12 protein-coding genes are annotated in these 13,045 nt (G+C 48.0%); all 12 read left to right on the top strand.

Features of this window, described 5'->3' with window-relative positions:
• The first annotated feature begins 127 nt into the window (after window positions 1-127).
• The 12 genes from MHI06_RS28100 (at window position 128) to MHI06_RS28045 (ending at window position 12,936) form a co-directional block, all read left to right on the top strand.
• Entirely contained in the window at window positions 128-838 is a 711-nt protein-coding gene (locus MHI06_RS28100; protein ID WP_340399797.1) for a response regulator transcription factor, read from the top strand.
• Window positions 835-2,340 carry a HAMP domain-containing sensor histidine kinase gene (locus MHI06_RS28095; RefSeq protein ID WP_340399796.1) on the top strand — a complete coding sequence of 502 codons (1,506 nt, stop codon included), beginning with the start codon at window positions 835-837 and terminating at the stop codon, window positions 2,338-2,340. Before MHI06_RS28100 ends, MHI06_RS28095 begins: the two co-directional genes overlap by 4 nt.
• Before the next feature lie 60 nt (window positions 2,341-2,400).
• On the top strand, window positions 2,401-3,507 hold the full coding sequence (locus MHI06_RS28090) for a hypothetical protein (protein ID WP_340399795.1): 1,107 nt from the start codon (window positions 2,401-2,403) through the stop codon (window positions 3,505-3,507).
• 238 nt (window positions 3,508-3,745) lie between these two features.
• Window positions 3,746-4,633: a rhodanese-related sulfurtransferase gene (locus MHI06_RS28085; protein WP_169479940.1), complete on the top strand. Its 888-nt coding sequence runs from the start codon at window positions 3,746-3,748 to the stop codon at window positions 4,631-4,633.
• A 12-nt stretch (window positions 4,634-4,645) separates the two neighbouring features.
• A complete protein-coding gene (locus tag MHI06_RS28080; protein WP_169479939.1) occupies window positions 4,646-5,293 on the top strand; it encodes a winged helix-turn-helix transcriptional regulator in 648 nt (215 codons plus the stop codon).
• 193 nt (window positions 5,294-5,486) lie between these two features.
• Window positions 5,487-6,395 carry an Rpn family recombination-promoting nuclease/putative transposase gene (locus MHI06_RS28075; RefSeq protein WP_340399794.1) on the top strand — a complete coding sequence of 303 codons (909 nt, stop codon included), beginning with the start codon at window positions 5,487-5,489 and terminating at the stop codon, window positions 6,393-6,395.
• A 118-nt stretch (window positions 6,396-6,513) separates the two neighbouring features.
• The gene (locus MHI06_RS28070) at window positions 6,514-6,948 is read left to right on the top strand and encodes a phosphotransferase (RefSeq protein WP_169479938.1); all 435 of its coding nucleotides are present in this window, start codon (window positions 6,514-6,516) and stop codon (window positions 6,946-6,948) included.
• 341 nt (window positions 6,949-7,289) lie between these two features.
• Entirely contained in the window at window positions 7,290-8,339 is a 1,050-nt protein-coding gene (locus MHI06_RS28065; RefSeq protein WP_340399793.1) for an ABC transporter substrate-binding protein, read from the top strand.
• Window positions 8,340-8,464: 125 nt separating this feature from the next.
• On the top strand, window positions 8,465-9,385 hold the full coding sequence (locus MHI06_RS28060; RefSeq protein ID WP_076333783.1) for an ABC transporter permease: 921 nt from the start codon (window positions 8,465-8,467) through the stop codon (window positions 9,383-9,385).
• A 2-nt stretch (window positions 9,386-9,387) separates the two neighbouring features.
• Window positions 9,388-10,182, top strand: a complete 795-nt coding sequence (locus MHI06_RS28055) for an ABC transporter ATP-binding protein (RefSeq protein ID WP_100528246.1) — start codon at window positions 9,388-9,390, stop codon at window positions 10,180-10,182.
• A 159-nt stretch (window positions 10,183-10,341) separates the two neighbouring features.
• A complete protein-coding gene (locus MHI06_RS28050; RefSeq protein WP_340399792.1) occupies window positions 10,342-11,520 on the top strand; it encodes a winged helix-turn-helix domain-containing protein in 1,179 nt (392 codons plus the stop codon).
• A 69-nt stretch (window positions 11,521-11,589) separates the two neighbouring features.
• The gene (locus MHI06_RS28045) at window positions 11,590-12,936 is read left to right on the top strand and encodes an MFS transporter (RefSeq protein ID WP_340399791.1); all 1,347 of its coding nucleotides are present in this window, start codon (window positions 11,590-11,592) and stop codon (window positions 12,934-12,936) included.
• The last annotated feature ends 109 nt before the right edge of the window (window positions 12,937-13,045 follow it).

Below are 13,045 nucleotides of genomic sequence, written 5' to 3'. Positions count from 1 at the left end.
ACAAAGTTCAAAGCTTTCTGTCAGAAAGCTACTTCGGAAGCATATGCTACGCCCTTTATCAACTAACAGCGATCAGAAGACGGTACTGCAATCGAAGTTACCTCGTGTAACGTAAAGGATGAATTCCATGAATAAAAAAGTACTCGTGGTAGATGACGAATCAAGCATCGTCAGTGCCATTGCTTACGCGTTGCGGCGCGAAGGATATGAAGTAGAGACTGCGAGTGACGGCGAAGAGGCCTTGGTCAAGGTTGCATCGTTTCACCCACAGGTCATGATTCTGGACGTCATGATGCCAAGGCTTGATGGATATGGCGTATGTCGCAGGCTGGAGGACCGGGAGGATATCGGCATTATTTTGCTGACCGTCAAAAACGATATCGTAGACAAGATTGTCGGCCTGGAAATGGGCGCCGATGATTACATGACCAAGCCATTCGAGATCCGCGAACTGCTCGCAAGGGTAAAAGCATTGATGCGCCGTGTCGAGAAAAGCAGTCCACCACCTGACGATGCGAAGAATCAGGCCATTGTAAATGGCGATCTGCGTATCCATGTCGCTCATCGCACGGTCACCGTGAATGAAGAGAAGCTGGATCTGACACCGAAGGAGTTTGACCTACTGACGATTCTTATGTCCAATCCCGAGCGGGTGTACACACGAGACGATCTGCTGGATCGGGTATGGGGCATGGAGTATGCGGGTGGCACACGAACCGTAGACATTCACATCCAGCGTTTGCGTAAAAAAATTGGAGATACGGATCAGCAAAAATTGCAGACGGTATACGGGATTGGCTACAAAGCCGCTGCGCCTGAAACGGGCGGGGCGGTATGAGAGTCAGCATCAAGCTGAAATTCAGTGTTTTTCTGGCGGCATTACTTATCCTGACCGTGGTGGTGCTCAGTTCACTTGTACTGCGAGGTATTGAACGCAATCAGCAGTCACAGATCGAGGGCATTCTGTCGCAGCAGACACGTCTGGTGAATTTGAATGTGCGACAGGCCTACTATACGGAGTCCGTGCATCTCGAACAGGACGTTTTTTTACAGCGGAACGGTCGCAGGCTGGCACAGGAATTGGCGAACTCTACCGGATTGCCGATAGCGCTCTATGACATGAAAGGTCAGCAAGTCGGTTCATCGATTAGCTCCGGGGAGAGTGCGATTGTTCAGGATACGCTCAACTATGCATTGGAAAATAAAATTGCCTACCATGAGCAAGGGGATACCTTGCTTTATGCGGCACCGCTGGATGGTCCGGATGGACAGATGGGTGCTGTATGGATGCAATATCCGGTCCAAAGCTATCATGAATTTTATGCCCGTATCCTCCAACTGTTCATGTGGGCGGGGATTGCGGTTGTGGCGCTGAGCTTCATTCTGGGGTACCTGTTCTACAATCGGTTTGCCGTTGCGATTACCCGACTGAAGAAGTCCGCAGATTCCATTCGCGAAGGGGACTACATTACGGAGTCTCCTGTGAGACGCAAGGATGAACTGGGCGAGCTAGGGCAGGGCATCTATTATATGAGTACATCGATCCAACAAAATATCACAGCCATGCATGCGGAGCAGCAGAAGCTGCAACTGGCGATTGAGAAGCTTCAGGCGCTAGAACAGCAGCAGAAACAATATATCGGCAATATCAGCCATGAGTTCAAGACGCCGCTGACGTCGATCAAAGCCTATGTGGAGCTGCTCGACATGTATAAGGATGATCCGCAATTGCTCGATGATGCCACAAATAGCATTGGCAAAGAAACCGAGCGGCTGTACGAGATGGTTGAGAAAGTCTTACATTTATCTGCTCTGGAGAAGTACGACTTCGAGAATCAGGCCGAAGATGTAGAGGTTAGTGCTCTGCTGGAAGATGCCTGTGGCCGGATGCGTGGGAAAGCGGAGAAGTTTGCGCTGAACATGGAACTGGATCTTGAACCGGCGGTGATCCGCAGTGATCGGGAAAGCCTTATGCATATTTTCATCAACTTGCTGGATAATGCCATCAAATATAACGTCCCGGATGGTGTGATTCGGGTGAAGAACGAACTGCGGATGCAGGATCACCAAGCGGTCATTCGCATCTACAACTCGGGTACGCCGATTCCGGCAGAGGCACGGGAGAAGATTTTTGAACCCTTTTACACCGTGAACAAAGACAGAGCTAGAAAAACCGGCGGAACCGGACTGGGACTATCTCTCGTGAAGCAGTTTGTTGAAAAACAGGGCGGTACAATCACCCTGCTGACAGGCGATCTAGAGGATGGGGAAGGCGTGACGTTCCAACTCGTGTTTCCTTTGTCTGATGCAAGTTTACAAGTTCGAAACAAGTCCGAATAACTTTGGAAGTATGCGATGTGTATGCTTGGTCTATAGCAAGAGAAACCAGGGGGGACCATCATGAACTGGAAACAAGCAGCTTTGGGCACGTTCGGAGCCATTGCACTGTTAACGACAGCAGCATGCGGGGGAACAACAGAGCCGGGGGGCAACGCACAAGGTGGGAAAACGGGCACCGATATTACGGTGAAAGATAATACCAACACGTCCGTGTACCAGAGCTTCAAGCTGGAGAAAATTGATAAACTGCCGAATATGCGCGGGATTGCATGGCTTAGTGACGACTTGATTGTATCTGACAAGGAGAACAAGTCCTTGAAACCCGTCACCGTTGAAGGCCAGGAAAGATACCCGCATAATTTATATATGTATGATCTGACGAAAGGCACAGACACGCCGCTCAAGGAAAGTGAAGCCAGTCTGGGCGCACCGCTGGTGTCACCGGATGGTCAGTACCTGTTCTACCGGGAGCCGGAGGAAAATACGGGTAAAGGCTACTTCCTGAACCTGCATAATGGGGAGACAACCCCTGCTGGTAAGGAGGATGGATTTATCCAAGAGGGCGCGTGGCTGGATAATGAACATGTCGTTTTTCCCAATATGAAGGGTGATCTAATCTCGGCAAGTGTGGATGGAACAACAAAGGTGCTAGTAGAGACAGGTAATTTCAATGTACGGAGCATCGAGGTTTCAAACGTAACGCTCTATTATATTACGGGCGAAGATGGCCAGCTGAATACATACGATGCGAAGACGGGTGAAGTGAAACAGGTGTTGAAAAGTGTGGAGTGGGTCATCCCTTCTAATGATGGAACAAGGCTTGCGATTGTGAAAAGAACAGCGGATACCAAACGGGCGCTGGTGCTCACCGATCTGGAAGGCAATGAGAAGGCCACACTCGCCAGAGGCACACAGATCTTCGGCACAAGCTGGTCGGGCGATGATTCCAAGATTGCGTATACGATTAATTCCGAAAATGATAATGAGAAAGGACTGTTCGTCTCCAATACGGAGTCGGCAGAACAGTTCCAGATCTCGGCGGATATGGACAACGCTTCTGACCCACTCGCCTGGAGCCCGGAAGGCAATAAAATCCTGTTATCACAGGCGATATTGGAGAATGAATCGTATCACTTTGTAACCTCAGTCATCACGATCTCGGAATAGGATGATTGTTGCGGACAGATATGTTCCATATCTTTCATGCCTTTCTATACATTTATATTGACTAAGCTATTCCGCTTCCGATAAACTAGAATGCAGGAATAAAAGTCGAATGTCAGGCAGCAGTTCGAGACGATGTTTCGGACGGCTGTTTATTTTCTTTTTAACAGTAAGGGTGCAACGTAGTCGTCTTGCCGGATGACCGGCTAATAACAACATGGAATAGGAACAGGTGATATACATGTGTAACAGCGCGTACCGCGTGCTTTTATATTATAAGTTCGTGAAGATTGAAGACCCTGAGACGTTTACACAAGAGCATCTGCAATACTGTAAGGATCTTGGTGTGAAAGGCCGTATTCTGATCGCATCTGAAGGCATTAACGGTACGGTATCCGGAACGCCTGAACAGACGGAACAGTACATGAAAGACATGCTGGCTAATCCGCTATTCAGCGACATGGTGTTCAAGATTGATGATGTGGAAGAGCATGCGTTCAAAAAAATCTTTGTTCGTCACAAAGCAGAGCTGGTTACGTTCCGCGTGGACGAAGATCTTGATCCGAATGTGACTAGCGGCAAACGCCTTTCACCGAAAGAGTTCCATGAGCATTTGCAACGTGATGACGTGATCGTTATCGATGGTCGCAATGATTATGAATACGAAATTGGTCATTTCCGCGGGGCCATCCGTCCAGATGTCGAGTCGTTCCGTGAGTTTCCGGAGTGGATCCGCGAGAACCTGGGTGACATGAAGGACAAAACGATTATTACCTATTGCACTGGCGGCATTCGCTGCGAGAAGCTGACAGGGTTCATGATCAATGAAGGATTCCAGGACGTGGCTCAATTGGACGGCGGTATTGTCACGTACGGTAAAGATCCGGAAGTACAAGGCCATTTGTTCGATGGTAAATGTTACGTGTTTGACGAGCGAATCTCTGTACCGATCAACCGGACAGAAGAGGATATCGTCATTGCCAGCTGTTATCACTGCGGAACGACACATGACCGATATATTAATTGTCCAACCTGCAACCTGCAGCATGTAAGCTGTGAGGATTGCGAAGAGACGCATAACCGCTTTTGCTCGGATGCCTGCCGGGAGGCAGCACCGGTACACGCATAAGCAGGAGAGCAGGTGCTGATCGTGAAGCGCGAAGAGGAACGAACGACGCGTGAACGGATTTTGTTCATGCTGAAGCAGAATGGTACATTGACCGCGAGGGAAATGACAGCTGATCTGGGTCTGACCGGCATGGCCATTCGCCGTCATCTGACGGCACTGGAGCAGGATGGCTGGATCGAGGTTCGGGAGGCCCGGGCTACGGCCGGACGTCCGTCCTCGGTGTACCAACTGACGGTACGCGGGGACAGCTTTTTTCCAAAATCATATTCGTCCCTTACGTTGGAACTGCTTGAAGAATTGTCTGACACAGCCGGGAGCGGTGTGGTAGATGCGTTGTTCGAGAGTCGCCGGGACAAGCTGCTTCGCAGCGGATTGCCACAGATGGAGGGCCAGGATCTGGCCGGACGGGTGGAGGAACTCGCGCGAATCCAGAATGCCAATGGATATATGGCGGATGCGTCCAGAGAAGAAGATGGAACCTACGTCATTACGGAAATGAACTGCCCAATTGTACAAGTCGCGAGTGTCTACAAGCAAGCTTGCCGCTGTGAACTCGATCTGTTCCGCTCGCTGCTTCAAGCTGAGGTAGAGCGTACCGAATGTTACGCTGATGGCGGCAAAAGGTGCAAGTATGAGATTCGCGAAGCGTCGGGGAATTAACTGGTTTATACAGAAGAGATTGTTTCGATTCGTCGAGATAGTCTCTTTTTTTGATAATGAATTACGTATAAACGCTATTTTCGTATGGCGATGCGTGATATAATAGAGCTAACATCGAGTGCATGTTCGCATCCTTATGTTTGCTGAAATTTCAGCAGATATATCCTGTTCATTTTGTGCGTAGGAGTGAATAATGATGACAGAGTTGCTTGATCCCAAGAACGATTATGTGTTCAAACGAATCTTTGGAAGTGAAGAGAATAAGGATGTTCTTCTGGCTTTTCTGAATCACACCTTCAAAAATGCAGGTGAATCCTTACTGACCGAGATTGTGTTAATCAACCCTTATCTGGACAAAGATACCCCGAGAGATAAACAGTCCATTCTGGACATACGGGCCAAAACAGATCAAGGTGAGCTAATTAATGTTGAAATGCAGTTGTTTAATCAGTATGATTTAGAGAAGAGGACTTTGTTCTATTGGGGTAAACAATACTCCGGACAATTACTTGAAGGACAGAGATATAGCCAACTCAAAAAATGCGTTGCGATCAACATTGTTAATTTCAAAATGCTCGCTAATGACCAGTATCACAACGTATTTCATTTAAGAGAAGACCATACTGATATTCCGTTGACGGATGTTATAGAGATTCACTTTATGGAAATACCAAAGCTGAATGATGAAAATATTCAAATGAAAGATGGATTGGTGCGTTGGCTGTTATTTCTGAAAGGAATGACTAGATCAAGCTGGGAGGCGTTAATGATGCACGAACCCGAACCGGCTTTAAAAAAAGCCATGAGTGTATTAGAGTTTCTGAGCCAGGATGAGCAAGCACGTCAACGATATATCGACCGTCAGAAATTTCTATGGGACGAAGCTTCCATGATTGAGGGAGCACGAGAAGAGGGTCTCAAGAAAGGCATGGAGGAAGGAATTCAAAAAGGAATCGAAGAAGGCATCAAAGAGGGTGAAGCTGAGAGCAAGCGGAAAATCGCAATGAATATGCTCACTTTAGGTCTTAATCAGGCTACTATTATTAAAGCTACCGGGCTAACACCATCTGAATTAGAAGAGCTGCAAAAAGAAAAGGAATAAAGCACTCTGGAGCTATCCATTGATCGCTAGAAGGTGACCTTTACCCAAAGTATATTGGGAAGGTTGCCTCTTTTTTTAAAAATTTTAAATATGAAATTCTCATGTTGAAGCACAATACTTGTCTGAAGCGGAGAAAGCTGCTGTGATTGCCCAATTGGATCGATTACCGATGAAGCAGCAACTATGTCACGGTGATCCTAATCCAGGTAACATACTGATCAGGGACAATGATGCCATCATTATTGACTGGAACAATGCTTCTACCGGAAATCCCGAAGCCGACTTGGCCGAATACATTATTATGATTCGATACGCCATACTGCCCCCGCATCTGCCACATGAAGCGACAGTTGTTCTCGATGCTACCAGAGAGGCCAATATTCGCATCTTTATGGAGGAGTATGAGAAGTTGTCCGGTATTGGTTATGCAGATGTTGAATCCTCGATTGCGCCTGTTGCAGCACGCAAACTGATTGCAGATGCCATATCCGATGTGGAGAAAAAAATGCTTATGGACGAGATTAGAAAAAGACTCCATACTCCCTATTTATAAGTAGAACCTTACGTTATAGCTGTACTAATGGCGACCATCTACGGAACATTGTGGGTGTTTTTTTTACTTTATGTAATGTTTTCTATCACCATCATACAATGAAAGTAAATTGGAAGCGGTTCAACCATTGACGTAAATCGGGACGCCCCTTAATATTAGGGAAACACAAAAACACCAACACGGGTCATGGACTTCAGTCGCATGAGAAAAGTCTATATTTGTCTGCTTTTGTCGATCAAAGCAACAATGCGTTGAAGCGTTCGTTTTGTCCCGCCCTATCGTGTCACTTGGATAGCGATAAGGGTAACCACATTTTATAAGATGGAGAGGGGTTCTCACACATGAAAAAGAAATTCTGGATGTCACTGATGATGGTTGCTTCAATGATCGTTGCGGCAGGTTGCGGAAATAACAGCGGTACAAGCTCGGAATCCGAAGGATCGGGAAGTACAACAGGTGGAGGCAGCGAGGAAAAATCATACCAGATTGCCATCTCGCAGATTGTTGAACATCCATCCCTGGATGCTACACGCGAAGGATTTATTGCAGCCCTGAAGGAAGCGGGCATTGAAGAGAACAAGAACCTCAAAATTGATTACAATAATGCGCAAGGTGATTCGACGAATAACCTGTCCATTGCACAGAAAATCTCGGGTGATTCCAAAAACGACCTCGTACTCGGCATCGCAACACCATCTGCGCTGGCTCTGGCTCAACAAGTGAAGGACAAGCCATTGTTGTTCGCAGCGGTAACAGACCCGCTGGGTGCGAAACTGGTGAGCGATATGGACAAGCCGGGCGGCAACGTTACAGGTGCATCGGACACGAACCCGGAGGCGATCGTACAATTGGCTGACTTTATCGCCAAAAATCTGCCGGATGTGAAAACGGTAGGTCTGGTGATTAACGAAGGCGAACCGAATGCGGTGGTTATGGCAGATAACGCTGAAAAGGCACTAGCAACACATAATATCAAGCTGGTGAAAGCACCAGTTACGAATACATCTGAAGTAAAACAGGCAACGGATTCCCTCGTTGGCAAAGTAGACGCCTTTTACATTACGCTTGATAACTCTGTCGTGAGTGCGGTTGATACGATTATTCAAACGGCGAACAACAACAAAATTCCATTCTTCTCCAGTGATCGGGATACCGTTGAAAAAGGAGCTTTCGCAACCGTTGGCTTCAAATATTATGACCATGGATATCAGGTAGGGGAGATGGCTGCGGACATTCTGAAAAACGGTACGAAACCTGGTGATATGAAAGTCACCGTTCCAGACAAGCTGGATCTGATCCTGAACCTGAAAGCGGCTGAAGCTCAAGGCATCACGGTTACGGATGAGATGAAGGCGGCAGTGCAAGACCAGGACAACAACATTATTCAATAGAATCAATCTAATAAGTTACGAGATTGATTCAATAATCTGACCGGAGAATAATCCGGCAGGATGGATGCGAGGCGGACGTGCAACGGGTTCGCCTCATTCTTTTCGATAGACAGGGAGGAAGTAGCGTGAGTATAAGCTGGAATTCAATTGAAGGAGCGATCGAGCTGGGGCTTTTATATGCACTGATGGCACTTGGTGTGTATATTACGTTCCGCATACTCGATTTTCCTGACCTTACCGTAGACGGAAGTTTTACAACAGGAGGCGCAATCGCGGCGGTGATGATCTCCAATGACTTCTCTCCTTGGCTCGCCTGTTTGGCGGCAATGGCTGGCGGCATGGTGGCTGGTGCTTGTACAGGTCTGCTTCATACCAAAGGCAAAATCAACGGATTGTTATCCGGGATTTTGATGATGATTGCACTCTACTCCATTAATATGCGGATTCTTGGCGCACCGAATAAATCCATTATGGGCATGGATAATCCATTCTCGGGTGAGCATGTCATGGTTCTGATCATCATCGTAGTACTGGTGTTTAAAATCATGCTGGATCTGTTCATGAAAACAGATATTGGACTGGCGCTCCGCGCCACAGGTGATAACAAACGCATGATTCGCAGCTTTGGTGCGAATACGGATGTGACTACGATTGTAGGTGTCAGTTTATCCAATGGATTGGTTGCCCTGTCTGGTGCATTTATTGCCCAGCAATCAGGCTTTGCGGACATTACGATGGGCATTGGTATGATTGTCATTGGACTGGCTTCGGTAATTATCGGTGAAGCTATTCTCGGTGCAAGAACGGTATTCTGGGCTACACTCGCAGCAATTGTTGGTTCAATCATTTACCGGATTGTGGTCGCGCTTGCCCTTCAGGTTGAGTGGTTTGATACATCTGATCTGAAGTTGATCACCGCAGTGATCGTCATTATCGCCCTGGTATTCCCAACGATGCAGCGCTCCATGAAGCAGCGTAGTCTGGCTCGCAAACGAACGGAAGAGTTGATGCGATCCGGGGGTCAGCAGACGAAGGGAGGTATGTGATCATGCTGGAGATTACGCAAGTAACCAAGCTGTTCAACCCAGGCACAACGGATGAGAAGACCGCGCTGGTTGGTGTGAATCTGACGATGAATCCGGGAGATTTTGTAACGGTGATTGGCAGTAACGGAGCGGGGAAATCCACGCTGATGAACATCATTTCGGGTGTGATGAAGCCGGATATGGGCGATGTTCTGATCAATGACCGTTCCATTAAAAACCTGCCGGAGCATAAACGCAGTAGCTGGATTGGCCGGGTGTTCCAAGACCCGATGGCAGGAACAGCACCACATATGTCCATTGAAGAAAACATGGCGATGGCATACAAACGTGGCAAAGGACGCGGACTAGGCTTCGGAGTAACCCGTGCCAGACGTGAGATTTTCAATACACAACTGGAGAAGCTGGGTATTGGATTGGAGAAGCGGCTTAACGCGAAAGTCGGCCTCTTGTCGGGCGGAGAGCGACAGGCACTCAGTCTGTTGATGGCGACCTTTACTCAACCGCAGATTCTGCTGCTGGATGAGCATACGGCTGCCCTTGATCCTTCACGTGCCGAACTGATCACGGAACTGACGGAGACACTTGTGCGTGAGATGAGACTTACTACATTGATGGTAACGCACAATATGGAACAGGCGATTCGTCTGGGTAACCGTTTGATTATGATGGACAAAGGCCGAATTATTTTGGATGTCAGCGAAGAGCGCAAGCGTACGTTGACGGTACCTGAGTTGCTGGGTGAATTCGAGCGTATTAGCGGCAAAAAAATGGCGGATGACCGAGTCGTGCTTGGTTAAGGCAAGGGAATAACTCGTTCGAAGAATAGCTCCACGACAGAAACCTTTTGCGTTCTCGCAAAGGGTTTTTGTGGTATGTTGAACACCATGAAGAGAAAAAATGGAATGAATCTATACGATTTCGGATTAGCGAATTATACATAGTAGGAGGAAACAGGCATGTCTTTGCAATTGGATGAAGGGAAATATACGGTAACACGGCGAACGGAATCCATTCGTCTACTCGCCAAGGAATTTGCACTGCTGCATTTTCTGTATGAAAACAAGGAAAAATCCTTCACCCGCAGCCAACTGCTGGACCGGGTATGGCCCTTGGAATATCCGGTTGAACGTACCGTGGATGATCATATCTATCGTCTGCGCAAGAAGCTGAAACGCTGGGATGAGATCAGTCTGGATACGGTACGGGGCTACGGATATCGGCTTGCTGTACATGAGAATAAGTCCGCTCTACCCGCTACCCCTTCTGCTCAAGACCCAGAGATGCAGGAATCCATTCACGGATTACTTCGTAAATATCACTTGTTTGGGCAGGGAAACGCCATACAGACTCTGGTTCAACAGCAGGAAGCACTTGGCATTCAGATTGTCCCGTATTATCAGTTGTATATCCGTTTTATACAGGGAGATCTGGAGTGGCTGATTACAACAAAGGAAATTCCCTTTGAGGAGCGTCTATACTGGCTACTGATTTTCGTGCACCCCCTAATTGAGCCAGCCAATAGTATACAGCTGTATGAGCAGGCTCTGAATTCATCGGCATTGTCTGCAGATCAGCTTCGGGAGCTTCGGATTCTGAACATCGTTGAAGTCTATGCTGAGATTGGACAGATTGAACGGGCTAGGATGCAGCTGGAGGAGACGTATCGTGTGATTAAGACAGACGAGCTTGTTAATTTCAAACTGCCTGTAGCACTTGCAGCGTTGTATGTGGAACTGTGGGGTGGCAGCGGTGAAGCGGTTGAGGCTCAGATAGCAGTCCTGCGAGCAGGATTAAAGAATGCTCCGTATCTGCGGGAGATCGGACGTTTTCAGGTGATGGAAGGGTTATGGTTGCTTCGGCAGGGACGAGTTCGTGAAGCGGAACTTAGAATGGATGATGGTCTGGACGTATTGAAGATGTCGCTGAACGCACCGTTATATCTGAATGCGGCATATCAGATTCTCCAGTTCATGGGTCATCATCGAATTGAAGGCAGACTTCGCAGTAAATATCGTCAAGTGTATGCAGAGATCGGCAAAAGCTACGGTGTTCCCATATATGGACAGCAAATTGTGGATGAAGTACGCAACTTTTTATCCCCTATCGCCCCATCCTCTGATCTTCCTCTGATATAACGCCCTTATGATTACAGCCAAGGAACATGCAGACCGTAAACGGCTGTAATCAAGGGAGGGAGTACATGTATGACCGTCATTTCAAATGAACCCACATCCAATGAATCCACCGAATTAACTGCCTCATCTGCGGAATCTTCCAAAAGCTTATGGACTAACCTCCAGTTTGTCCGCATGTTTATCGCATACTCACTGGCTACGTTTGGAGATTGGTTCGATGCACTTGCGATCCAGGTGATGGTGGCTTACCGCTGGGGTGCTGACCCACTGATCATTGCACTTATTCCTGTATGTATGGCTGTCCCGGGTATACTGCTTGGCTCCGTTGCAGGTGCCCTGGCTGATCGACTGCACAAAGTAAAGATCATGATCTTGTGTGATGTGATCACCGTGGGTTTAACCGTTGCTATTTTATTCGCACCAAGCCCGGCATGGTTGCTGCCACTTCTTGCTCTGCGGGCCATGATGGGGGTGTTCCATGTTCCAGCCCAGCAGGCGTTAACCCGCCAGGTGGTGGCAGAGGAGCATCTGTTCCAGGCATCTTCCTTGAACGGTTTTGTGAGCCAGTGCTCGAAAGTGGCAGGACCACTTCTGGGAGCAGTCATTTTGGCCTTTTTCTCACCACAGATCTGTATTGTTATTAATGCCTGTACCCGCCTGTTGTCGGGGGCAGTGTTGTGGCCTTTACGGCGGTTGGTGGAGCAATCGGAGCCTGTTGAACCAGACGGAAGTGATTCTGACGCAAAGGATGGCTCGGAATCCTTGTTCACACAGTGGCAGCAAGGCTGGCATTTTATACGTCGCAGCCGCACTGTGCTGAGCACGATTCTGTTTGGCTGTTTTGGACTCATGGCTATTCTAATGATTGATTATCAGTTTACGACTCTGTTTCGGGAGATCAAGCCAGGTAACGAATCACTGCTCGGCTGGTTGGGTTCATCTGCAGGAGCGGGGGCAGTAATTATCATTTTGTTGTTAAATCGGCTGCCGAGGATTGGGTATGGATGGGGACTAGGTGGAGGATATCTGTTCGTGGGTGCCGGAATCGCTGCATTGGGGTGGATCGGCCCACAAACACCGGAAATTTGGGTCATTATCTGGGGCCTCTGCATCGGGATAGGCAATGGACTCTTTATGGTAACACTGAATTATTTGCTGCAAAAAGAAACCCCTCCTGCCTATGTAGGGCGTGTCTTCGGTATCCAAAATTCACTATCCAGTGTTGTACTGGTCGTAGCTCCACTTGCAGGTGGGGCGCTCATTCGAGCCGCAGGTCCGAGTTCCACCTTTCAATATATTGGTCTCGCTACGCTGGTAATTGGTCTTGCCGGCATTTTGCTACAGCGTATCTTGTGGGAGGGAAAGCAGCCTCACGTGAATGAAGCAAAAAAGATCATTCCGCAGGAATCGGCCTGACAGTCTTTGCCCGGACAACATATTTAATCATCATTACATCTACAATAAAACGAACAGCCGCTTCCGGTATTCATCCGAAGGCGGCTGTTTGCACGTTGCGATGTATGAA

It is taken from the genome of Paenibacillus sp. FSL H8-0079, assembly GCF_037991315.1.
GTDB lineage: Bacteria > Bacillota > Bacilli > Paenibacillales > Paenibacillaceae > Paenibacillus.
This window is presented reverse-complemented; position numbering and strand designations above follow the sequence as displayed.